At 62.7% G+C, this 21,839-nt stretch carries 18 protein-coding genes, 1 pseudogene and 2 riboswitches; of the genes and pseudogenes, 9 read left to right on the top strand and 10 right to left on the bottom strand.

The window, feature by feature from the left end; translation table 11 throughout:
* Positions 1 to 85: 85 nt before the first annotated feature.
* The 8 genes from KHO31_RS27285 to KHO31_RS27250 form a co-directional block, all read right to left on the bottom strand.
* Complete coding sequence (locus tag KHO31_RS27285; RefSeq protein ID WP_201072951.1) at positions 86 to 1,000, bottom strand: ABC transporter ATP-binding protein; 915 nt, start codon at positions 998 to 1,000, stop codon at positions 86 to 88.
* A gap of 87 nt (positions 1,001 to 1,087) precedes the next feature.
* On the bottom strand, positions 1,088 to 2,059 hold the full coding sequence (locus KHO31_RS27280; RefSeq protein ID WP_201072949.1) for an ABC transporter permease: 972 nt from the start codon (positions 2,057 to 2,059) through the stop codon (positions 1,088 to 1,090).
* Positions 2,046 to 3,599, bottom strand: coding sequence for an allophanate hydrolase (gene atzF / locus KHO31_RS27275; RefSeq protein ID WP_201085063.1), 1,554 nt, complete (start codon positions 3,597 to 3,599; stop codon positions 2,046 to 2,048). The genes KHO31_RS27280 and atzF overlap by 14 nt, the downstream gene beginning before the upstream one ends.
* A complete protein-coding gene (uca, locus tag KHO31_RS27270) occupies positions 3,596 to 7,219 on the bottom strand; it encodes an urea carboxylase (protein ID WP_201072947.1) in 3,624 nt (1,207 codons plus the stop codon). The genes atzF and uca overlap by 4 nt, the downstream gene beginning before the upstream one ends.
* Entirely contained in the window at positions 7,216 to 7,872 is a 657-nt protein-coding gene (locus KHO31_RS27265; protein WP_201072945.1) for an urea amidolyase associated protein UAAP2, read from the bottom strand. The genes uca and KHO31_RS27265 overlap by 4 nt, the downstream gene beginning before the upstream one ends.
* A gap of 11 nt (positions 7,873 to 7,883) precedes the next feature.
* On the bottom strand, positions 7,884 to 8,639 hold the full coding sequence (locus tag KHO31_RS27260) for an urea amidolyase associated protein UAAP1 (RefSeq protein ID WP_201072943.1): 756 nt from the start codon (positions 8,637 to 8,639) through the stop codon (positions 7,884 to 7,886).
* 57 nt (positions 8,640 to 8,696) lie between these two features.
* Positions 8,697 to 8,854: riboswitch (guanidine-I (ykkC/yxkD leader) on the bottom strand.
* Positions 8,855 to 9,217: 363 nt separating this feature from the next.
* A complete protein-coding gene (locus KHO31_RS27255; RefSeq protein WP_201072940.1) occupies positions 9,218 to 10,282 on the bottom strand; it encodes an isopenicillin N synthase family dioxygenase in 1,065 nt (354 codons plus the stop codon).
* 9 nt (positions 10,283 to 10,291) lie between these two features.
* Positions 10,292 to 11,221, bottom strand: a complete 930-nt coding sequence (locus KHO31_RS27250) for a sugar phosphate isomerase/epimerase family protein (RefSeq protein ID WP_201072938.1) — start codon at positions 11,219 to 11,221, stop codon at positions 10,292 to 10,294.
* Between the two features lie 155 nt (positions 11,222 to 11,376).
* Here KHO31_RS27250 and KHO31_RS27245 point away from each other — a divergent pair, with 155 nt between their 5' ends.
* The 4 genes from KHO31_RS27245 (at position 11,377) to KHO31_RS27230 (ending at position 15,041) form a co-directional block, all read left to right on the top strand.
* A complete protein-coding gene (locus KHO31_RS27245) occupies positions 11,377 to 11,745 on the top strand; it encodes a helix-turn-helix domain-containing protein (protein WP_201138843.1) in 369 nt (122 codons plus the stop codon).
* Positions 11,746 to 11,861: 116 nt separating this feature from the next.
* A riboswitch (guanidine-I (ykkC/yxkD leader) is annotated at positions 11,862 to 11,997 on the top strand.
* Between the two features lie 173 nt (positions 11,998 to 12,170).
* Positions 12,171 to 13,223 carry an ABC transporter substrate-binding protein gene (locus KHO31_RS27240; RefSeq protein WP_201072934.1) on the top strand — a complete coding sequence of 351 codons (1,053 nt, stop codon included), beginning with the start codon at positions 12,171 to 12,173 and terminating at the stop codon, positions 13,221 to 13,223.
* A gap of 253 nt (positions 13,224 to 13,476) precedes the next feature.
* Complete coding sequence (locus tag KHO31_RS27235) at positions 13,477 to 13,875, top strand: hypothetical protein (protein ID WP_236061002.1); 399 nt, start codon at positions 13,477 to 13,479, stop codon at positions 13,873 to 13,875.
* 122 nt (positions 13,876 to 13,997) lie between these two features.
* Entirely contained in the window at positions 13,998 to 15,041 is a 1,044-nt protein-coding gene (locus KHO31_RS27230; protein ID WP_211624531.1) for a rod shape-determining protein, read from the top strand.
* 31 nt (positions 15,042 to 15,072) lie between these two features.
* On the opposite strand, the pseudogene KHO31_RS27225 reads toward KHO31_RS27230, so the two are convergent.
* Positions 15,073 to 15,492 (bottom strand): annotated as a pseudogene (locus tag KHO31_RS27225) (allophanate hydrolase-related protein); the annotation flags it as partial.
* 646 nt (positions 15,493 to 16,138) lie between these two features.
* Here KHO31_RS27225 and KHO31_RS27220 point away from each other — a divergent pair.
* The 5 genes from KHO31_RS27220 (at position 16,139) to KHO31_RS27200 (ending at position 21,021) form a co-directional block, all read left to right on the top strand.
* The gene (locus tag KHO31_RS27220; protein ID WP_201138844.1) at positions 16,139 to 17,383 is read left to right on the top strand and encodes an acyl-CoA dehydrogenase family protein; all 1,245 of its coding nucleotides are present in this window, start codon (positions 16,139 to 16,141) and stop codon (positions 17,381 to 17,383) included.
* A gap of 70 nt (positions 17,384 to 17,453) precedes the next feature.
* Entirely contained in the window at positions 17,454 to 17,972 is a 519-nt protein-coding gene (locus KHO31_RS27215; RefSeq protein ID WP_211624530.1) for an SLATT domain-containing protein, read from the top strand.
* Positions 17,973 to 18,481: 509 nt separating this feature from the next.
* Positions 18,482 to 19,252 carry a DUF4118 domain-containing protein gene (locus KHO31_RS27210; RefSeq protein ID WP_201072928.1) on the top strand — a complete coding sequence of 257 codons (771 nt, stop codon included), beginning with the start codon at positions 18,482 to 18,484 and terminating at the stop codon, positions 19,250 to 19,252.
* A gap of 54 nt (positions 19,253 to 19,306) precedes the next feature.
* Positions 19,307 to 20,143 carry an alpha/beta hydrolase gene (locus tag KHO31_RS27205; RefSeq protein ID WP_201073018.1) on the top strand — a complete coding sequence of 279 codons (837 nt, stop codon included), beginning with the start codon at positions 19,307 to 19,309 and terminating at the stop codon, positions 20,141 to 20,143.
* An 80-nt stretch (positions 20,144 to 20,223) separates the two neighbouring features.
* Complete coding sequence (locus tag KHO31_RS27200) at positions 20,224 to 21,021, top strand: MipA/OmpV family protein (RefSeq protein WP_201073017.1); 798 nt, start codon at positions 20,224 to 20,226, stop codon at positions 21,019 to 21,021.
* A gap of 47 nt (positions 21,022 to 21,068) precedes the next feature.
* Here KHO31_RS27200 and KHO31_RS27195 read toward each other — a convergent pair whose 3' ends face one another.
* Positions 21,069 to 21,773, bottom strand: a complete 705-nt coding sequence (locus KHO31_RS27195; RefSeq protein WP_201072926.1) for a YceH family protein — start codon at positions 21,771 to 21,773, stop codon at positions 21,069 to 21,071.
* Positions 21,774 to 21,839: the final 66 nt, after the last annotated feature.

The following is a 21,839-nucleotide window of genomic DNA, read 5'->3' as shown; positions in this document are numbered from 1 at the left end:
TCCGCTGTGCTTGACCGTCAAATCATACCGGCAAGCGAAGCACGTGGGGATTACGATCCGGTAATGTTGGCTGCAGACGGTGGCCCTACTCGACGTTATCCGCCACGTCCGTCATCCGGATCATATGGGGCTTGACGACATCGTCGTCCTCGTCGACGGTGGCGGTGGGCGGATGAATCAGCGCTTCGAGCCGGGCTCGCGTAGCTAGAAATTCCGGTGACGTGACCTGCGAATAATCGCGCGGACGGGGTACCGGCACCTCGATCAATTCCTGCACCTCGCCGGGATTTGCCTTCAGCACCAGGATGCGGTCGGCGAGAAAAATCGCTTCGTCGAGATCGTGCGTGATGAACAGCACGGTCACATCGATATTGCGCCAGATGTCGAGCAAATGCGTCTGCATCTTCGCGCGAGTCTGCGCATCGAGCGCGCCGAACGGCTCGTCCATCAACAGAATACGCGGCCGGTTCGCGAGCGCGCGAGCAATCGCCACGCGCTGCTTCATCCCGCCGGACAATTGGTGCGGATACGCATTGGCGAACTTCGTCAGACCGACCAGATCGAGCCATTGCAGCGCCTCGCGCTCGGCATGCGTGCGGCTGTGGCCGTTCATCTTCAAACCGAACATGACGTTTTTCTTGACCGTCAGCCACGGAAATAGCGTGTAGCCCTGAAACACCATGCCGCGATCGGCGCCGGGCCCTTCCACTGGCTTGCCGTCGAGCAACACGCTGCCGCTTGTCTGCCGTTCGAGGCCCGCGAGAATCCGGATCAAGGTCGACTTGCCGCAACCCGACGGCCCGATCACGCAGACGAACTCGCGCCGATGCGTTTTGAAGTTGATGCCGTTCAGCGCGGTGCATTCGCCCTGTGGACTCTCGAAGCGCTTGTCGAGGTCACGAACTTCGAGGATCACCTCGCGCGACTTCAGACGGTCGAAACGCTCGCGCACCGCTTCGGACTGGATAAGGTACTGCGGAATCGGTTGCGGATTTAGCATGATTGAATCCCTTGAATGCGGTGCAGTGTGGTGCGTGTATGGCGTGTATGGCGTGTATGACGACGAGCCGTGCTGCGAACGATCCCGCTACGCTTTGAGCGTGCGGTCCCACGGAAACAGCTTGCGGCCGACAGAGGCCAGCACGAGATCGGTGCCGAGTCCGATGATCCCAATCATCATGATCGCCGCGTAGACATTGTCGAAATGTTCATAGCGCGCCTGCTGCGTGATGTACCACGTGATGCCGGAGCTGGTGCCGACCAGTTCCGCCACGATCAGATAGGTCCACGCCCAGCCGAGAAGGATGCGCTGGTCGCGGTACAGGTCGGGCAGGATGCCGGGAATCACCACATGCGTGAGCAGCTTGAGTTTCTTCGTGCCGAGCGTCATCGCCGCTTCGAACAGGCCGTACTCCAGCTTGCGCGTGGTATTCGCCACGATCAGCACCTGCTGGAACAGCGTGCCGATCACGATGATGGCGATTTTCGGACCGTCATAAATGCCGAGAATCGCCACCATCAGCGCGCCGAACGCGGGTGCCGGCAAGTAGCGGAAGAATTCGAAAAACGGCTCCTGCAGCCGCGCGATCGCGCTGTAGGTACCGCATACGATGCCGATCGGCACGCCGATCACCGATGACAACAGAAAGCCCCAGAAGATCACCTGGATGCTGTGCCACAGGCTTTGATGCAACCACGCGCCGTCGCGCGACGCGGGCGGCGTCGTGAACGCGGTGTAGAACGCGCGCAGCACCTCGTGGGGCGCAGGCAGGTACACCGGGTTGACCGGCTCGCCCGTCGGCAAGGCGGTGTGACCCACGCGCGCATGGCTCAGCTCGTCGGCGAACACGTCCTTGTCGACACGCATGCCGGGTTGGAAATAGTCGACACTGCCCGGGCTCTCGATCAGCACCTGCGGATGCCAGACGAATGGGACGTAGCTGACAATGCACCATACGAGGAGCGGCAACAGAAACGAGCCGAAGCCCAATAGCCATTTGCCGCGTACGGAGAGTTCGCGACGCACCGCGAACCAGTCGCTTCTGTTAATCACGGTCATGGGATTCTCCGAGGCAGAGTTCGGTCGTGCCGGTGTCGCATGGCTTGCTCATCGTCCGTGCGCCCCCTACGGACGATGAAGCCGCGTGCGACCGGCCCTGCCCGCATGCCGTTTCACCGAGCCATGCGCGCGCCAGATCGAGCAGCATGAGGTCCTGATGCGCGCGCCCGACGAAAGTCACGCCAAATGGCAACCCGGCATGCACGCCGCTCGCGCAGACCCCTGCCGGCACGGCGAGTGCGGACAGGTCGAGCAGATTGACGAAGTTCGTGTAGTAGCCGAAGCGCGAGTTGACGCGGATCGGATCTGCCTCGAGTTCGTCGACCGTGGCGGTCGTGGCCGAGGTCGGTGTGACCATCACGTCGATCTGCTGCCATACCCAGCCGGCCTGCATGCGGAGAACGGCAAGGCGGTCGAAGGCGGCGAAGGCATCCGCTGCGCTCCAGCGTGCCGCGCCGCCGATGATCTCGCGGATCACCGGATGCAGCGCATCCGGCTGCGTGTCGACGAACTCGCGGATCGCGGCGAGCCGTTCGGCTACCCACGGCCCCTCGTAGAGCAACCGCGCGGTGGCAAGGAACGGTTCGAAGTCGATCTCGACCAGCTCGGCGTCGGCTTCACGCAGGCGTGTCAGGACCGCGTCGAAGGCCTGGGCGTACGAGCTGTCGCCGAAAAATTCGAGCTGGTCCGCGCGCGGCACGCCGAAGCGCACGCCGTGCAACGACGGTTGCGACGCTCGAGGCGCCGAGGCTCGCGCCGCAGGCGTCGGTGCGCGTGGCCGCGGCTGCTCGGGCGCCTGAAACGCTCGCGCGTACGGATCGTCTTCCGCAACGCCGTGCGCCACCTCGAACACGCGTTGCGCGTCGTTCGCCGAGCGCGCGAAGATCGACACGCAGTCGAGCGACTTGCAGGCCGGCACCACGCCGAGCGTGCTCAGTACGCCCTTGGTCGGCTTCAGTCCGAGCAGGCCGTGAAACGCGGCCGGCACACGTCCTGAGCCGGCCGTGTCGGTGCCCAGCGCAAACGCCGCGAGGCCGAGCGCGACCGACACCGCCGAGCCGGAACTGGAGCCCCCCGACGCGTAACGCGGGTCGAGGGCGTTACGGCATGCGCCGAGCGGCGAACGCTGCCCGGACAAGCCGGTTGCGAACTGATCGAGGTTGGTCTTGCCGATCGGAATGGCACCGGCCGCAATCAGACGCTGCACGACCGCCGCGCTTTTGTCAGGGGTGTAGGCGTACGCGGGGCACGCAGCAGTCGTTGGGATCCCAGCCAGATCGATGTTGTCCTTGATCGCGAACGGAATACCGTAGAGCGGCAGCGCGTCCGTATCCACGCCTTGCCGGCCATCGAGTGCATCGGCGTAGCGCATCATCTCGTCGCGGCTCAATGGCCGGATCCACGCGTGATGCGGGTCGTCCCCCGAGGTGCGTGCGGCAATCGCGTCAACCAGTTGCGCCGGCGTGAGGCTGCCATCGCGGTAACGCGACTGCAACGTTGCAATCGACATCGATTCGAACAGATCGTCGTGTTGTTTCATTTGCACGTAGCCTCCTCTGTGGCGTCGGCTGCAACGCCGGCACGCAGCACCATCAATCGCTGACCCGCGACGACCGCCGCGCCGGCCGCACAATCGATCGTTTCGATCACACCGTCTTCCGTGACGGCAACGGATACTTCCATCTTCATCGATTCGACAATCGCCACCACCTGCCCTTCGCTCACATGCTCTCCCTCGCTGACGAGCAGTTTCCAGACACTGCCCGATACGTCGGCGACAATGCTTTGCTGACCCGCCGCAAGCGCGTCGCCCGTTCCGCTGCCGGTTGCCGAATCTACGTCGCTGACCGGCTCGCCGACATACTCGGCGTGCCCGGCGGCATTCCAGCGCTCGCGCTCTTCGTCGAATGCCGCCTGTTGCGAGTGCTTGAAGGCGGAGATCGATTCGGCTTCGTCCTTCAGAAAACGGTTGTACGCACCGAGGTCAAAGACCGACTCCTCGATCTTCAGACTCGCGCGGCCCGAGATGAAATCGGCGCGCAACGCCGCAAGCTCGGCCTCGCTGACTTCGTAGAAGCGGATCTCGTCGAAGAACCGCAGCAGCCACGGCTTGCCGGCTTCGAACTCGCGCGTGGTGCGATAGCGGTTCCACATCTGTACGGTGCGGCCGACAAACTGATAGCCGCCGGGCCCTTCCATGCCATACACGCAGAGGTAGGCACCGCCGATCCCCACCGCGTTCTCCGGCGTCCATGTGCGCGCGGGGTTGTATTTGGTCGTGACGAGCCGGTGACGCGGATCGAGCGGGGTGGCCACCGGCGCGCCGAGATAGACGTCGCCGAGCCCCATCACCAGGTATCGCGCGTCGAACACGATGCGCTTCACGTCGTCGATGCTTTCCAGACCGTTGATGCGGCGAATAAACTCGATATTGCTCGGGCACCACGGTGCATCGGGACGCACCGATTGCATGTAGCGTTCAATCGCGATCCGCGTCGACGGGTCGTCCCATGACAGCGGCAGATGCACGATGCGGTTGGGTACGCGCATATCGTTGACGGCGGGCAATTCGCGTTCGGCCTGCTGAAGATGCGCGAGCAAGGTGTCGTGCGACAGCGCCCGGTGGTCGAAATGCACTTGCAGTGAGCGGATACCCGGCGTGAGATCGACAATGCCGGGCAATCGGTGTGCATCGAGCCAGTTCATTAGCGCATGCACGCGAAAGCGCAGGTTCAGGTCCAGCATGAGCGGGCCGTATTCAACCAGCACGTTCTGATCGCCGGAGCGGCGGTAGACCACGCCTGTACCCTCGCCTGCGGATGGATCGCTGTAGAGAATGCAATCGTGCGCGCTGGGGGTCGGGGTTGTTGTAGGTACAGCAGATGGCGCCGATGCCGTCAGCGACTGTTCCGCGCGCACCGATTCGAACCGCACCGTATCCCCCGGCCGCAGTTGGCCGAGCTTCCACAACTCGCCGCCCACCACCGTCACCGGACAGACGAAACCGCCGAGGCTCGGACCGTCCGGGCCGAGAATCACCGGCATGTCGCCGGTGAAATCGACCGCGCCGACGGCATACGCATTGTCGTGAATATTCGACGGATGCAGCCCCGCCTCGCCGCCGTCCGTGCGCGCCCACTGCGGCTTCGGACCGATCAGCCGGACCCCTGTGCGGCTGGAGTTGTAGTGAACCGTCCAGCGCGTGCCGTACAGCATCGCGATGTCATCGGGCGTGAAGAAGTCCGGCGCACCGTGCGGACCGTCGAGCACACCGAGGGTCCAGTCGTGGGTCAGCGCCGGCACGCGGGTTGGATCGAGTTGCGCGCCCACGTCGCCACGGCCCGCGTCGGCGGCGAGATGCAGCACGTCGCCCTTGCGCAAGGCGCGCCCGGCATGGCCGCCGAACTGGCCCAGCGTAAAGGTTGCTTTGCTGCCGAGATAGTCCGGCACCTGCAAGCCGCCCTTGAGCGCGAGACAGGCGCGCATACCGGCGCCGGTCACACCACCGAGCTTGAGCACCGAACCCGCTGGTGCGCGCGTGACCTGCCACAGCGTGACCGGCGCTCCGTCGAGGGTCGCGGCGAGCGGCGCGCCGCCCAGCACGAACAGCGTCGCGGTGTTAAAGCGCAGGGTCGCGCCGACCATTGCGCATTCGAGTCCCGCCGCGTCGGCCGGATTGCCGAGCAGTTCGTTGGCGAGCCGGAACGACAGATCATCCATCGGACCGGACGGCGGCACGCCGATGTCCCAGTAACCGACCCGTCCCGGCGTTTGCTGCACGGTAGTCTGCACGCCGCCGTCGAGCACGTCGATGGTGTGCGGCGCGAACATGAAGCGTGAGAGGAAGCCGGTGGTCTGCTCGCCGCGCGCGAAGGTCGCCGAACCGGCGATGGCGCGCAGATAGTCGAGGTTCGTCTCAATGCCGTAGAGCTGTGTTTGCGCCAGCGCGGCACGCATGGCGGCCAGCGCAGCGTCGCGTGTTGCGCCTTTGACGATGATCTTCGCGAGCAGCGGATCATAGAACGCGCTGACTTCGGTACCGGCATCGACCCATGTGTCGACCCGCGCATCGGCGGCGAAAGCGACGTGGGTCAGCACGCCCGCGCTCGGCTGAAACTGCTTGTGCGGATCCTCCGCATACAACCGGACCTGGATGCTCGCTCCGCTGGGCGTAGGAACAAGCGTGTCGAGCGGCGCAAGCTCGCCCTCTGCCTGGCGAACCATCCACTCGACCAGATCGACACCCGTCACCTCCTCCGTGACGCAATGCTCGACCTGCAACCGCGTGTTCACTTCGAGGAAATAGAAGCGTCGTGTGTCGGCGTCGAATACGAACTCGACCGTGCCGGCGGATTCGTACTTCACGGCCTGCGCGAGGCGCACGGCGCTCGCGTGGAGTGCCGCGCGTTCCGCCTGTGTCAAACCTGGCGCGGGTGTCTCCTCGATCACCTTCTGATGGCGTCGTTGCACCGAGCAATCGCGTTCGCCGAGCGCGATCACGTCACCGTGGCCGTCGCCGAAAATCTGCACTTCAATGTGGCGCGCATTCTCGACAAACTTCTCGATATAGACACCCGCGTTCGCGAAGTTGGCCTCGCCTAGCCGCGCGACCGATGCAAACACGCTCTCCAGTTGCGCCGCATCGCGGCACAGCGACATGCCGATGCCGCCCCCGCCCGCGGTGCTTTTCAGCATCACGGGATAGCCGATCGACCCGGCCTCGCTTAACGCGGTAGTCACGTCAGGCAGCAAGTCGGTGCCCGGCAGCAACGCCACGTCGTTCGCCTTCGCGATCTCGCGTGCCGTGTGCTTCAGGCCGAATTCAAGCATCTGCGCGGGGCGCGGACCGATGAAGCGGATGCCCGCGTCTTCGCATGCCTGCGCGAACGCGGCATTTTCCGAGAGAAAACCGTAACCGGGATGCACGGCATTCGCGCCGGTTGCGCGCGCCGCCTCGAGAATCGCGGCGCTATTCAGATAGCTGGCGGCCGCCACCGCCGGGCCGATGCAGACCGCTTCGTCAGCAAGCATCACATGCATGGCGTGGCGATCCGCTTCCGAATAGACCGCCACCGACGCAATGCCGAGGCGCTTGAGCGTGCGAATCACGCGGCAGGCAATTTCGCCGCGATTGGCAATCAGGACTTTGTCGAATGTCATTGGGCGTCCCAGATGGTCAGGCGCACGGGCGTCGGGTTGTAGCCGTTGCACGGGTTGTTCAGCTGCGGACAGTTCGAGATCAATACCGTCACGTCCATCTCGGCGCGCATCTCGACGTATTTGCCCGGCGCCGAGATGCCGTCTTCGAAGCTCAGTTTGCCGAGCGGCGTCACCGGTACATTCATGAAGAAGTTGATATTGCTGACGATGTCGCGCTTGGTGAGCTGCGTGCCCACGCCGCACGTGCAATGCGTAATCGCATGCAGGAAGCTGTCGCGGCAACTGTGCATATGGCGTTTGTCGAGCGCGTAGCGAACCGTGTTGCTCTCGGCCGCGCACGCGCCGCCGAGGGTGTCGTGACGCCCGCAGGTGTCCGCGACGAGGGTCACCATCGGCTTGCCGAGGTTCGACATCAGCACGCTGCCGGCGGACAGATAGAGGTTGCGTTGCGCGCGAATCGTGTCCTGCGCACTGTAGCGTTCGAGCGGATCGGCGCTGTTATAGAACAGTGTGTCGACGGCCTGATTACCTTCCAGATCGAGAATGCGGAACACCTGGCCGCGCTTGACTTCATGCAGCCATGGCTCGCCGGACGGCAGCGTGAGGTCATAGACCGCGTGACGGATGTCGAGCTTGCTTTCGATGATGGGCATCGCGGGTCTCCTTAAACGAACAGACGATCGGTGTTGACGAAGCCGCGCTCATTCTCGGGACAGGCGGAGCGGCAGGGATCGTCGGCCGGTACGGCGGCGTCGGCGGCATACGCGCGGTACGCAATCAGCTTGACGGGCCGCGGTTCGTATTCGGAGGAAGGGTTCAGTGGATGCGGTGCGCTCGAAAACGCGGCGAGCGTGTCCATTTCGAAACGCAGATCGAACGCCGCGCCGGCTTTCGAATGCCCCGTGACGAAATTGAGCGAGCCGTCTTCACTGATGGCGAGCTTGCTGAAAAAGTTGATGTTGGCGACGAGATCGCGCGTGCCCAGACCGTGCTTGGCCAGTTCGAGCAGCAGGCTGTCGCGGCCGTTGCGCACCATCGTATTGCGATGTTGCTGATAGCGGGCTTCGCCGTACTTGCTCGCGAACAGTTCGGCATCGCCGAGACCGCCCAGCGGATCGTGCCAGCCGAGCGTGTCGGCCGTGATCGAGGCGAGTACACGGCCCATATCCGAATAGAGCACGTGGCCGCGCGTCAGATGCGCGGTGTGCTGCGCCTTCAACGTATCGGCCATGTTGTAGCGTTCGAGCGGCTCGTCGTGCCGGTAGAACACGGCGGCCAGATTGGCGCCGCCCTCGGGATCGACGATGCGCAGCGCAACGCCACGGCGCAGCACGCCGGACCAGTGCGTGCCGGCGGGAATCACGGATTCCCACAACACGTGCGGGATCGGTGCGAGATCGACAGGATTTTGCGTCGACATGGAGGCTCCTGGTATCGGTTGGGAAAAAGCATGAGAGGGCGATTGACCGACATCGCGACCTCCCGGGCTTTTATCCCTCCGTGGAGCCTCGCCGGCGCCTTGAAAGAAGGTGAACGGCAAGACCGGATTGCTCTCGGACCAGACATCGTGTGCACGCTTCAAAGCCAACTAAAAGCCTTTAAAGCGGTACGACCGGAACCCTAGCGATCCTGAAGATGATGCAAATTACTTCGCACCTCTCGCTGCATAGCTAAGCGAGTTGCGTGCCAGGATTATGTTGCCGGGGCCGCAAGCGCAGAGTGGCAAGGGATTGAATGCTGTTGGCGGCACAATTAGCGGGCCCGCAGCTTGGTTGCGTTGATGGCACACGCACCACGGTTGAGGGCGATCAGGCACCAGATGAATGCGCGAAGCACCACGATTGGGCTGCGCGCTCACATGTCTCACGCGGCGTAGGGGCTCTTTACGATGGCACGGTGTGTGCGTGCCATGGCGCCACGTTCATCACCTCACTCATCCGACCATGCTCACGCTCGCCACGCTTCGCCGCACGCTCTACACGCTGATGTCGGTACGTTTCATCGAACTGCAGAAGCAGCGGCACCGCTCGTAAAACGCGCTTGTTGCCCAAAGCTCGCCAAACCCTTCGACCCGTCAGGCAATGCCAGCTCACCGCGTTCAAGACGCTGCTTCAAATAGGTAAAGCTCTGCGCCGTCTGGGCGAACAGATGGTCGCCTGCCGATACCGGCGGGTATTTCGCCACCGCCTCGGGTGTCGCGAACTGCGGCAGCGGCTCGACTACCGTGCGATAGTCGCAGGCGAAGAAGAGCGGAAACGAGTAACGCTCTTCCCTCACCTTGCGCACACGATGTGAAGTCGCCACGTAGGTACCGCCGGTCCACACCTCCAGCATGTCGCCGATGTTCACGACGAACGCGTTGTCGAGCGGCGGCGCATCGATCCATTCGCCCTCGCCGTTCATCACTTCAAGGCCGGGGGCTGTTGGCAGCAGAATCGTGAAGCACTCGTAGTCGGTATGCGCACCGATGCCCGGCCGGTCCTCCGCGGACGGGTCGAGAGGATAGTGGAGGAGGCGCAGCTGGCTCGGGGGCTTCTGCAAGTACTCGTCGAAATGCGTTTCCGGCAAACCGAGTGCGAGCGAGAAACCGCGGAACAACGCGCGGCCGAGTGCGAACGCCGCGTCGTAATACCCGCTGACCGCTTCGCGAAAACCCGGCTGCTCAGGCCATATATTCGGCCCGAGCATCGGCGTGCCGGCTTTGACGTCAGGGTCGTCGGGCGGCAGTTCCCGGCCTGTGTCGAACCCTTCCTTCCTGTCGCGCTTGCCGCCCGCGAAAACCTCTTCGCCTTCCGGCACATAGCCGCGATGCGCGATCGATTGACCGATGTAATAGCGCATCTTCCAGTCGTCGGGCGCGGCGAAGAACTGCTTTGCCTGTTCTATTAGCGCAGCTTGCTGCGCGCGCGAGACCTGATGGCCGGTGACGTAGAAAAAGCCCGCGTCACGCGCGGCACGGTCGAGTTCGCGTGCGGTTGTGAGACGCCGGTCCGGGTCATCGCTAAAGAGACCGCTGACGTCGACGACGGGCAGTCGGTCGAAACGGGTGTGGGTTTGGCTCATGAGGTTTGCCTATGCGTGCAGCGGTGCGATGGATGATCGAGTCGGTGAATGCGTTTGCTGTTCGGTTCGCAGGCCGCCACGCGCCTCGCGTCCGGCAAGAAACGCTGCGAGATGGCGTCGCTCCTCGCGTCCCATCCACGTGTTGATCGCCCACAGATCCGCCACCGGCGCATTGGTGAAAGGCAACGTGTGCAGATAGCCATCGGGGCCGAACTCGGGCGTCATGGTCGTGGTCGTGTAGCCCTTGTCGATCTGTGCGCTCCACAGTGCTTCCCAGATTCGCTGATGCGAAGCAAGGCAGTCTGCGTACTCGGGCGCAGCGGGATGCGGCACCTGCGGACCTTGCGGATACCCTACACGCCCGTGCAGATGATGCGCATGCGGCGCAAGCTCAAGAATCGTGTCCCATTCACCACCGTCGCCGTCGAGCAGACGCTCGCACACCGACACCCAATGGCTGAAGTCGCATGTCAGCTTGAGTTCCGGCACCGCACGCGCGACATCGCGGGTAATCCATGGGTTGTAGAACGAGCGGCCCCGATGCGTCTCGAAGCTGCAGGTCACCTCGTGCTTCGCAGCAACTTCCACCGCGCGCGCGAAGAAATCCACCTGTGTAGCCGCCGGCCACGCGTCGCAGCCTGCCATCACATTGAAAAAGCGTGGTTTGAGCGGCTTGCCCCACACGATCTTTTCCTCGAGATCGCGCAGATGCTCCGCCGGCGTGGCAGACCGTTCCGGCACATAACTGCCCGCCGTCGTGATCTCCGCGATGAACTCGAGACGTTCGTCGGCGATTGCCTGCGCGAAAGCTTCGCGCTCAGCCCCACCCGGCGGGACTGGCGCTTCGATCCCGTCGAAACCGGCGGCGCGCACTAGCGGTGCGGCATCATGCGGACCGCCGTCGAATCCCCAGAATGTCTTGAACAGTTCGAATTTCATCGCCTCTCCTATTGCATGCAAAATTGCATGCAATAGTACACACGAAATTTGCTCGCCAAAAAAACGCTTTGCGTCGCTGTGCATAATTTTGGCGCGCCCGATTTCCTGCACGATTAGCACTTAAACTGTGCACCCCTCCTCCTCATGGTGAATCGATGAAGAAGAAACTTGCGCGTCACAAGGGGCAAGCCGTCGCGCGCGCCATTCTCGACATGGACTGGCAGTGGTCGTCGCATTTCGGCGACCTGGGGCTGAACGACCTCAACTACAGCGATCTGTTTTGCCGGATGTGGGTGGACGCGGAAAATGATTTCGCCAAGACGGCGCTCTACGATTTCATGCCTGGCGTGAGCCGCCGCACCGCGGTCCGCTACGTGCAGGCGCTAATCGACGCCGGCTGGCTGCTGGAGACGAGTTCCGAAGCGGATCGCCGCATCAAGCGAGTCAGTCTCGCGGCATCGATCGAGGAGCGTCTCGAGCAGTTTCTCGCCTACGTGCATCAGCGTTTTGCCGCGCTCGAATGAACTGTGGGCTCATGTTTGCGCTGAAACATTCGCATGACTGCGCCTCGAGGCATCGCCTGGCCCGCGCTGGCATATTTCTCGCTAGATTGATTGCCGAGAGGTGCGGCAGCGTCGCATCTTAGGGATGCTAGGGTTCCGGTTCGCAAGAACGTCTGGTCCGAGAGCAGCCCGGTGCACCGGTTCGTTCGGCTCGGGCTTGATCCGGGAGCGAACGACTGTTGCACTACACGGCGGGACAAAAGCCCGGGAGATTGGCGATAGCAATGCCTATCGTGCCTCTCCGTGGCCGGCGTTTGTCTCCCGCAGTTTTCGCGCAGTGTCCGCACCATTCGGATTCTCGCGGGAACCGGCCATGTTGTTTTATCGCGCAGTCGCCGCGCGATCCAACTCAACAATCGCAATTGACCGGTCTCCTGGAGAAAACGATGAAACGCTTCGAATCCGCCCGTATGTCCCTGACCTCACTGAGCAGCCTTGCCTCGTCGCGCCGCGTGCGTGGCGCGATCGCCGGCGCTGTCGCCACGCTTGCGATCGGCTTCGCCGGTTTCGGCGCGGCACCCGCGCAAGCGGCTGCCCCCCTCGCCATCGGTTATAGCGATTGGCCCGGCTTCGTCGCGTTCCAGATTGCCATCGACAAAGGTTGGTTCAAGGAGGCCGGCGTGGATGTCAATTTTCAGTGGTTCGACTACTCGGCCTCGCTCGATGCGTTCTCCGCCGGCAAGCTCGACGCGGTCGGCGCAACCAATGGCGATGCGCTGGTCACCGGCGCAAGCGGCGCAAAAAACGTGATGATCCTCCTGACCGATTACTCGAGCGGCAACGACATGATCGTGGCCAAACCGCCCGTTCGCACGGTCGATGGACTCAAGGGCAAAAAAGTCGGTGTCGAAATGGGTCTCGTCGATCACCTGCTGCTGGACACGGCGCTCGAGAAGCATGCGCTCAAGGAATCGGACATCACGCTCGTCAACGCGAAGACGAATGAGTTGCCACAAGTGCTGGCGTCGTCCAACGACGTCGCCGCGGTCGGCGCATGGCAACCGAACGCGGGCGAAGCACTCAAGCGCGTACCGGGCTCGCGTCCGATCTTCACCTCGGCCGACGCACCGGGCCTGATCTACGACGCGATCACGGTCAATCCGGTCAGCCTGCAGTCGCGCAAGGCCGACTGGGCCAAGGTGATCAAGGTCTGGTATCGCTGCGTGGCCTACATCAACGATCCGAAAACGCAACCGGATGCCGTGAAGATCATGTCCGGGCGCGTCGGACTGACGCCGGCCCAGTATCTGCCCTTGCTGAAAGGCACGCACCTGCTCGACGCGGCGGCGGCCAGGAAGGCCTTCGTCAAGGGTGACGGGCTTGACTCGGTGTACGGTTCGAGCGTGAACGCGGACAAGTTCAACGTGCGCAACGCGGTCTACAAGCAATCGCAGAACGTGAATGCCTATCTCGACCCGGCGCTGACCAATGCGCCTTGAGTTGTGCGCCATGTTGCGCCTTGGATCACGCTAGCCGCGTGCAGGAGACATGCGCCAGGTCGGCGTGTCTCCTGTCGCGGTGTGGCCGGTTCGGATCGAATCGGGCGGATGCACTGCGCATTCAAGGGACGGCCAGGGCAACGCGACCTCGACGAAAGCTGGCCCATACACGGTAATATAGGCAGCCGCACGCGCTGCCGCAGCACGTTCGTTATTCGTTGCGGCGCCCGGGAACGCCAACGAGGAGGCAATCGTGTATAAAAACCGCTGTTGCTATAACGTCCGATTCGCGCTGACGCTCACACTATTGCTTCTGTCGGTGGCACTGCCCCGGCCCGCTTCAGCCAGCGAGGACGGCGCGAACGCCAATGCGGAGGCCGCCGGCGAGCGGGCGCACTTTGTCCAGGCGTTCTGCGGATGGACGCCGGCGGACGTGGCGCAGTACAAGGCGAAGCTCACGAAGGTGCTTACCGAAGCCAGCCAGTTCGACACTCGCTGGCAAGCGGGTTGGCGGCGTGGGGATAGCGACGCGATCCAGATGCGCTCGTTGCGCCTGAGTGCCCCAACTGACTACGAGGCGCGCGTCAAAAACAATTGCGGCCGCATCAAATGGCAGATCGACAACTCGTTGCGGCCGCGCTCGCCAAACTAGCCCACCGCCCGAAGCTGTTATTCTTCCCCCTCTCCCGACCACGACCTGGTCGCCTGCCGCCCCCGGGCGGCATTTCCATGCGGCGCGTTCACGCGCCCGGCATCAGCGAGACAGGAATTTGCATGTTTGGTTTTCTGCGCGGCTATTTTTCCAACGACCTGGCAATCGACCTCGGCACGTCGAACACCCTTATTTACATGCGTGGCAAGGGGATCGTGCTGGACGAACCCTCGGTGGTCTCGATTCGTCAGGAAGGCGGCCCGAACGGCAAGAAGATCATTCTGGCCGTCGGCAAGGAAGCGAAACAGATGCTCGGCAAGGTGCCGGGCAATATCGAGGCGATCCGCCCAATGAAGGACGGCGTGATCGCCGACTTCAACATTACCCAGCAGATGATCAAGCGCTTCATCCAGATGGCGCACGAGTCGCGGATGTTCGCGCCGTCGCCGCGCATCATCATCTGCGTGCCGTGCGGCTCGACTCAGGTCGAGCGCCGGGCAATCAAGGAAGCCGCGCATAGCGCGGGCGCCTCGCAGGTCTATCTGATCGAAGAGCCGATGGCCGCGGCCACCGGCGCCGGTTTGCCCGTATCCGAGGCGACCGGTTCGATGGTGGTCGACATCGGCGGCGGCACGACCGAAGTGGGGGTGATCTCGCTTGGTGGCGTTGTCTATAAGGGCTCGGTGCGTGTGGGCGGCGACAAGTTCGATGATGCGATCGTCAACTACATTCGCCGCAACTGCGGGATGTTGATTGGCGAACAGACCGCCGAGGCCATCAAGAAGGAAATTGGCTCCGCGTTTCCGGGTTCTGAAGTCAAGGAGATGGAGGTCAAGGGCCGCAATATGTCCGAAGGCATTCCGCGCAGCTTCACGGTTTCCAGCAACGAGATTCTCGAAGCGCTGACCGATCCGCTGAACCAGATCGTCTCGGCGGTGAAGATCGCGCTGGAACAGACGCCGCCGGAACTGGGCGCCGACATCGCCGAGCGCGGCATCATGCTTGCGGGCGGTGGCGCATTGCTGCGCGATCTGGACCGCCTGCTCGCCGAAGAAACCGGCCTGCCGGTGTTCGTTGCCGAAGCGCCGCTGACCTGCGTGGTGCGGGGTTCGGGGATGGCGCTGGAGCGGATGGACAAGTTCGGCGGGGCGTTTTCTTACGAGTAAGGCGACGGAGTCCAGCCGCTCCGATGAAGGATCAATGCCCGTTTGCCTTCAGGCTGTCGAGATAGGCGAGCCATCCGCCGAACGAGGTAATCTCCGTCGCGCCACTGTCGTCGCTGACCGCGGAAGGCTCGCAGATGAAGCCTTTCACAGCGAGCCCACTCGCGAGTAGCAGCGTGCCGATGCCCAGCGGTGCCGGTACGTCCATGACGAATTTGCCGAAGGTGCGCAACGGCACCTCCCAGACTTCGACAGCGATCGGCGCACCTGGCTTGCTGATCACGCGAACCAGTCCAGGCTTCGGCGGCTGCGTATTGGCGAGCGCGTAAAGCCGATAACAGGGCGCCGTAAATGTCGCTTCGACAAAACGCGCGCCGGCCTCCTGCAGTTGCCAGTTCAGCGGTTGCCCGCGCAGATGCGCGCCGACCACCGCGAGCGCGACCGTGGGTTCTTGAGAAGAACTCGTGGCGACTTGATCCAGGTTATCGGGCACGTGTTGTTCCTTGAGTTCAATTTTGAATAAAGGCAATGACAGGTTTTCGAACCGCAGACAACGATCCCGGGATCGAATTACGGTCAGCAACGGAACTGAAACTGCAATAGCGATGATGCCCGACCAAAACAAAACGTCAACCACGACACCGGATAGCGGATAGGTCAAAAACGCATCGCGCGAGTTTATGAACGAGGCGTCGGCGCGCGCAGCGCCGCCGGAAGTATGACTGCCTTGTCACTCACGCCGAATGCGCGAGGGCACGGATTCCAGATGCACCACTACCGCGACTGCGCGGGGGACCCGCTTAAGAATTAGCGGTTTGAGCTGCTTTCTCTTGCCTACTTCTCTTTGCAGCAGCAAAGAGAAGTAGGTGCCCCCCGCACAGGGGCAACGCTAATAGACCACTAACAAATCAAGGAAAGGCCAAAGAATCCAGATCAAGGAAAGGCCAACACCACAGGCACAGAGACAAACAAAGCGCCGAGCAGGCAAAACCCCCATTTCACTCCCCCTTCTAAGAATCAACCAAATACTTGGTTGCTAGCCCCCCACCCACTCCCGTACCGTTCTCACCCTAGGCCCAGCGCCCAGCTATGGAGAACTCATGCCATCATCACAACCGCCCCAAACCCCAAACCACAGAATCGCAGCCGCAGCAGAACTATTCGCTGAAGACGACCTAACCCACCGTTTCGCACCCATATTCGCCCGCATCGCCGAAGGCGCCGTAGACCGCGAACAGAAGCGGGACCTACCCTACGCTCCCGTGGAATGGCTACGCGAAGCCGGCTACACGAAACTACGCGTGCCCAGGCACTACGGCGGCGAAGGCATCACGCTGAAAGCGTTCTTTGCCTTAGTCACACGTCTCGGCGAAGCAGACTCAAATCTGCCGCAAATCCTGCGCGTACACGGCGGCTTCATCGAATCGCTGCTGGAAAACGGCGACGAGCCGCTGCGCGACCGCTGGCTCACACGGATCGCACAAGGCGAGATCATCGGCGGCGCCGTGTCCGAACGCACCAGTGTCACCAGCAACAGCGTGCGCCTCACGCAAACCGACGGCACATGGCATCTCGACGGCGAGAAGTACTACACCACCGGCACGCTCTACGCGGACTGGGTCGACGTCACCGCCCACGATGGGCAAAGCAATGTGCGCGTGCTCGTCAAAAGCGACGCACCCGGCCTCGCCCGGATCGACGATTGGGATGGCTTCGGGCAGCGTCTCACCGGCAGCGGGACGGCGCGTTTCGAGCATGTGCCGGTCTCGCACGAGAACCTTTACCGACGCTATGACGCCACCGAACCACGCCGTAACAGCCTGCTCACCGCCTACTATCAGGCACTGCATGTCGCGAACCTGGCCGGCATCAGCCGCGCGGCGCTGCGCGACGCTGTGGCGTTCACGCAAGCTAAAACGCGGACCTTCGGCATTCCGGGCGAATCGAGCCCGCGTGACAATCCGTTGGTGCATCGTGTAGTCGGGCGGCTCGCGAGCCTTGCTTACTCGACACAGAGCATCAGCGCTTCGCTAGCCAACGCGATCGATGAAGTGTCGGTCGCGCGGCAAGAAGGCCGTACCGACGAGCAAACCTATGTCCGCCTGGACATCCAGACGTTCCAGGCGCAGCAGATCGTGATCGAACAAACGCTGCAGGCGGCCACCCTGCTGTTCGAAGTCGGCGGCGCATCGGCAACCAGCGAGACGCGCCGCTTCGATCGCTACTGGCGCAATGCACGCGTACTGGCGTCGCACAATCCGGCGATCATCCGCGAAGCCGCTATCGGCGACTTCTATCTGAACGGGAAGGCGCATAACGAAAGGTTTGGCGTGTCCGGTTCCTAGCCCTCGTGTGGCACAGTATCGCCAGGCGCACGCGCGACGCTTGCGATACTGGACAGCCCTGACGAGCGACATGAAGAACCTGACTGCTTACGAGCCCCCGGTCGACGAAGACCAGCTTCTGCTGAAGTGGATCCGGCGCGCGCGTGAATCCCAGATGAGCCATTACGACATGGCTGACCTGCTATCGGCGCGAGACCGCAGCGTCGGCTGGCTGGTCACCGCATTAACTGCCTTCGTGGGTACTGCGGCGTTTGCATCGTTGAGTTTGAGCGCCGTCTCGCTGGCGCTCAAGATCTTCGTGGGGCTCGTGAGCGTCGCCGTTGTGGTCTCCGCCGCGCTGCAAACTTTCCTCAGATACGCGGAGCGCGCGGAAAAACATCGCGCGGCGGGCGCACGCTATGGCGCTGTGCGGCGCCGCCTGGAAGCGATCTTCGCAGGTGACGCCGATGCTCGCGACGGCCACTATCTCACCGCGATCCGCGACGAACTCGACCGGCTCGCCGAAGACTCACCGAACGTGCCGCCGCGCGTCTTCTATCGCACGCAGCGAACCCTCTCTGACGACCCGCGACGAAGCCGCGATACCTGATCTGCTACCACGCGCGCAACGCCGGCCATTCGGCGGCGCCGGCGAGACCCTGTTTCGAACGGCCCAATTAGCTGTAATTGTCGAAAAATGCGGGGTCGTCGTAAATGTTCTGTGTCATTTGTAAATTGGATTAACTGGAATTGAAGCAACACGGCCACATGTGTATAAGCGAGAAACCTGGCGGCGTGCCATTTGCGCATGCAGTTTCGCTATCAGGGTTGGACCACAGCTCAGAGTCGGCGGCCTGAAGGGCCAGTACAGGCCACTGTTACAGCCATTTAAGCGTCACTTAAGCTTGCGGCCCGCACAATGGCCGGTGGTGAGAATGCCGCTATTCCCCGGCATGTTTTTCCGTCAGACATTCGAAACACGATATCCCCACCCGGCCTGCCGGCATTTACGTTTTTCCGGGCCTGTGCTTCTGCCCGACTATGGTATTGTCCGACCTGCGCTTTAAAGCGCATTGCCACACTCAATCGGGAAGCGCAATCGCTCCCTAAAAAAACATCATGGAAGTACAAAACGCCCGTCGTTGGGCACCTCGGGGAACACGCGTCTGGCTGGGCGCAGCCGCCGCATTGGCGATCGCCAGCGGAGTGCGCATGTTGCTCCATCCGTTTCTCGGACCGATCATGCCGGGCACCGCGTTCTGTATCGCGGCGGCGCTGGTCGAATATTTTTGCGGGCTCGCGCCGGCGCTCACGGTCATGGTGTTTGGCCTGGGTATCGCCGACTATCTGTTCGTCCCGCCCTACGCAACCATCGCCGTATTCGACCGCGGTGACGTCGCGCTGCTCATCTCATATCCGTTGGTGACGCTGCTCGTCATCATGCTGATCGAACGCCTGCGCCGCGCGCAGTTTCGCGCGGAACTGATCGCCTCGGTTGCGCAATCGCGCTATGAAATGCTGCTGCGTCACGACAACGAGCGCATGCTCGCGCGCCGCGCCGTCGACGAAACACACCGGCTGCTGCGCCATCTGTCGCATCATCACAAGACCTTCGTTTTTATTCAGGCGCTCGAGCGCAACGCGCTGCACCCGGCGGACGACGTCAAGCCGCAAGGCGTGCTGCCGCGTCTGCCCAACGAAATTGCGCCCGGCCCGCGCTTTGCCGATGTCGATCCCGATGACATCCAGCGGGTCAGCAAAGCCCTGTGGCCCGGCAACCATCGCGTGCGCCTGAAAAGCGGCGATGGACCGTCGAAGCTCACCGAGTGCGTGTGCGAGCGGTTCACCACCCATGCCGGGGAGTTCCTCGTGCTGCGGATCGGAGCCTGATCCGTGAGTCAACCGACAAGTCTCTTCTTACCCGGCGACGATCATGCCGTGCTGATGTTGCACGGCCTGTCGAGCTCGCCGCTCGAATTACGTTTTCTCGCGCGCTATCTGAACGCCGAGGGCTTCACCACCTGCGCGCCGGTCTTGCCTGGCTACAGCGCAGGTTCTGAAGAAACGGCAATGGAACGATGGCTCGAAGCCGCCGTGCGCGAGTACGACGCTTTAGCCGAGCGCTTTGCACGCGTCTCGATCTGCGGGCTGTCGATCGGTGCGGCGTTAGCGCTGGCGCTGGCGCATCGCCGGCCAGGCGCGCAGTCGCTCGTGTTGTTGTCGCTGACGCTCTCATACGACGGCTGGGCGATCCCCTGGTATCGCTTCCTGCTCAACTGGGCGTACTTCACGCCGATGCGCAAACGCTGGCGCTACCGCGAGGAAGCGCCGTTCGGCCTGCGCAACGAAGCGCTCAGAGCGAAGATCGCCCGCGCGATGCAGCGCAGCGACTTCAGCGAAGTCGGGCCGTCGACGATCTCATTGCCGGCGTTGCACCAGGCGAGCCGGCTCGCCGCGAGCCTGCGCACGCAGGTGCGCGACATCAAAACCGATTGCCTGATTGTCCATGCGATCGACGATGAGACGTCGAGCCCTCGCAATGCCCGCTTTGTCGCCGCGAATATCGGCGCGGCCTTTTTACGCACAATCTGGCTGGATGATTCGTATCACATGATTACGTCGGACAACGAGCGCGAAATCGTCGCGCGCGAAACCGCGCTTTTTTTGCGCGAGAGCGAAGCCGCTCATAGCCGCGACGACGGCGGCAAGCAACAGGTCGTCTCGAAAGCTTTGGCACGACGCCTCAGGCAACTCGCCGCGCTTGGCAAGGAGCGCGCATGACGGCGCCTGCCACGCTCCGGTTCGGCAAACCCATGGACATGTCGCTGCGGACCCCATTCAGGTTCGGCAAATCCGCTCGCATGTCGCTGCTGGTCGCCGCCGCGCTGGGTCTTTGCACAGCGCGGACTGCGCACGCGGACGATGCGAGTCCCAGCACAACGTCTGACGCGAGCACGGGCGCGGCCACCGACAGCAAATGGAAAATCGGCGTGGGCCCTGGCGTGGTGATCACGCCCAAGTACCCGGGGTCGCGACAGTTGACCGTATTCCCGTTCCCTGCGCTGGATATCTCTTACGACGACCGGATTTTCTCGCAGGGCCCCGACGTGCTCGGCGTCAACGTGCTGCGCGGTCCTGCCTATCACGTGGGCGCGGCTTTCACCTTCGATTTCCAGACCCGCAAGGAGTCCGACGACCCGCGGCTGCATGGACTTGGCAATGTGTACGGCGGACCGAAGCTGAAACTCTTCGCTGATTACACGTGGTGGGCGTTTACGGGATCAGTGGCGTTGTACCAGGATGTCGCCGGGCATCACCAGGGGACCACGGTCATGACGGATTTCGTCGCTTCCGCGCCAGTTGGCGGCTGGTTGTTCTCGGTGGGCCCAGGATTTACCTGGGCGAATTCGACTTATACCCAGACGTTCTTCGGCGTGTCCGGGCAGCAGAGCGCTGCGTCAGGATTGCCCACGTATAGCACCAGTGCCGGCGTGCGGGACATCCATATGAACGCCATGGTGACTTACGATTTTTCCAAACACTGGAACGGATCAGTTTCCGCTACGTTCGGGCGACTGGAGCACGACGCGGCGAATAGTCCGATCACGGAAAAAAGATTCGAGCTCAATACGCTCGCTTCGGTGAACTACAAGTTTTAATTTCTGGCTTTTCACGCGCTCGCCGCGCGCGAAAAGTCCATCGTGTTTCAATCCCCCGTGCCCAGCTCGCCGACTTCAATCCCCAACTCGGCCGCCATGCGCCGCACCACCACCTGAAGCCGGCTCACCTCATCGGCAAGCCGCTTCTGTTCAGCTTTGACCGCCTCGAACGCCGACAGCGGCACAACCTCATCTTCCCCGCCCGGCTGTGCAAGATCGCTCGCGCTGATTTCGCCGCATAGCAGATGCGTCCAGCGATTTTCACGCTCGCCCGGCGTGCGGGCCAGCTTCACCACCCGCGGCGGATCGTTGGCAGCCAACTCGTCGAGAAACGCATCGACCGACGAGATGTCGGCGAATCCATGCAGGCGCGCACTATTCAAACGTAACTCGGCCGCGGTCTGCGGACCGCGCAGCAGCAACGTGGTCAGCAAGGCCGCCGACTGACTCGGCAACCCCAGCACCCGATTCATGTTGTGCTCAAAGCGCGGCACGCGGCTGCTGCTGCCTTCCATTACCAGACTCAGGCGCTTCAATCCGTCGACGGCGGTCAGCACCTCAGCTTCGGTCGCATTCATCACGGGCGCGCGGCCGGTCTTCTGATTGCAGCCCAAGGTCAGCGCGTTCAGCGAAAGCGGATAACTGTCCGGTACGGTGTGCTGCTTTTCGACGAGCACGCCGAGTACGCGCCCTTCAAGCAAGGTCAACGCGCGGATGGAGGGACGGGAAACAGCGTCGGGAGTGGAGTTCATAAAGAGGATGTCGCGGCATGCGCCGCCGGGTCTCGTGGAGGGTGTGCCTTACCGTTGCACAGCCAG

The organism is Paraburkholderia domus (genome assembly GCF_905220705.1).
GTDB classification, from domain to species: Bacteria; Pseudomonadota; Gammaproteobacteria; order Burkholderiales; family Burkholderiaceae; genus Paraburkholderia; species Paraburkholderia domus.
This window is presented reverse-complemented; position numbering and strand designations above follow the sequence as displayed.

Bases quoted from the DNA above. Each gene is read 5' to 3' on its own strand.
- KHO31_RS27285 (WP_201072951.1), bottom strand. From the start codon at position 1,000: ATGCTAAATCCGCAACCGATTCCGCAGTACCTTATCCAGTCCGAAGCG.
- KHO31_RS27280 (WP_201072949.1), bottom strand. From the start codon at position 2,059: ATGACCGTGATTAACAGAAGCGACTGGTTCGCGGTGCGTCGCGAACTC.
- atzF (WP_201085063.1), bottom strand. From the start codon at position 3,599: ATGAAACAACACGACGATCTGTTCGAATCGATGTCGATTGCAACGTTG.
- uca (WP_201072947.1), bottom strand. From the start codon at position 7,219: ATGACATTCGACAAAGTCCTGATTGCCAATCGCGGCGAAATTGCCTGC.
- KHO31_RS27265 (WP_201072945.1), bottom strand. From the start codon at position 7,872: ATGCCCATCATCGAAAGCAAGCTCGACATCCGTCACGCGGTCTATGAC.
- KHO31_RS27260 (WP_201072943.1), bottom strand. From the start codon at position 8,639: ATGTCGACGCAAAATCCTGTCGATCTCGCACCGATCCCGCACGTGTTG.
- KHO31_RS27255 (WP_201072940.1), bottom strand. From the start codon at position 10,282: ATGAGCCAAACCCACACCCGTTTCGACCGACTGCCCGTCGTCGACGTC.
- KHO31_RS27250 (WP_201072938.1), bottom strand. From the start codon at position 11,221: ATGAAATTCGAACTGTTCAAGACATTCTGGGGATTCGACGGCGGTCCG.
- KHO31_RS27245 (WP_201138843.1), top strand. From the start codon at position 11,377: ATGAAGAAGAAACTTGCGCGTCACAAGGGGCAAGCCGTCGCGCGCGCC.
- KHO31_RS27240 (WP_201072934.1), top strand. From the start codon at position 12,171: ATGAAACGCTTCGAATCCGCCCGTATGTCCCTGACCTCACTGAGCAGC.
- KHO31_RS27230 (WP_211624531.1), top strand. From the start codon at position 13,998: ATGTTTGGTTTTCTGCGCGGCTATTTTTCCAACGACCTGGCAATCGAC.
- KHO31_RS27220 (WP_201138844.1), top strand. From the start codon at position 16,139: ATGCCATCATCACAACCGCCCCAAACCCCAAACCACAGAATCGCAGCC.
- KHO31_RS27215 (WP_211624530.1), top strand. From the start codon at position 17,454: ATGAAGAACCTGACTGCTTACGAGCCCCCGGTCGACGAAGACCAGCTT.
- KHO31_RS27210 (WP_201072928.1), top strand. From the start codon at position 18,482: ATGGAAGTACAAAACGCCCGTCGTTGGGCACCTCGGGGAACACGCGTC.
- KHO31_RS27205 (WP_201073018.1), top strand. From the start codon at position 19,307: ATGTTGCACGGCCTGTCGAGCTCGCCGCTCGAATTACGTTTTCTCGCG.
- KHO31_RS27200 (WP_201073017.1), top strand. From the start codon at position 20,224: ATGTCGCTGCTGGTCGCCGCCGCGCTGGGTCTTTGCACAGCGCGGACT.
- KHO31_RS27195 (WP_201072926.1), bottom strand. From the start codon at position 21,773: ATGAACTCCACTCCCGACGCTGTTTCCCGTCCCTCCATCCGCGCGTTG.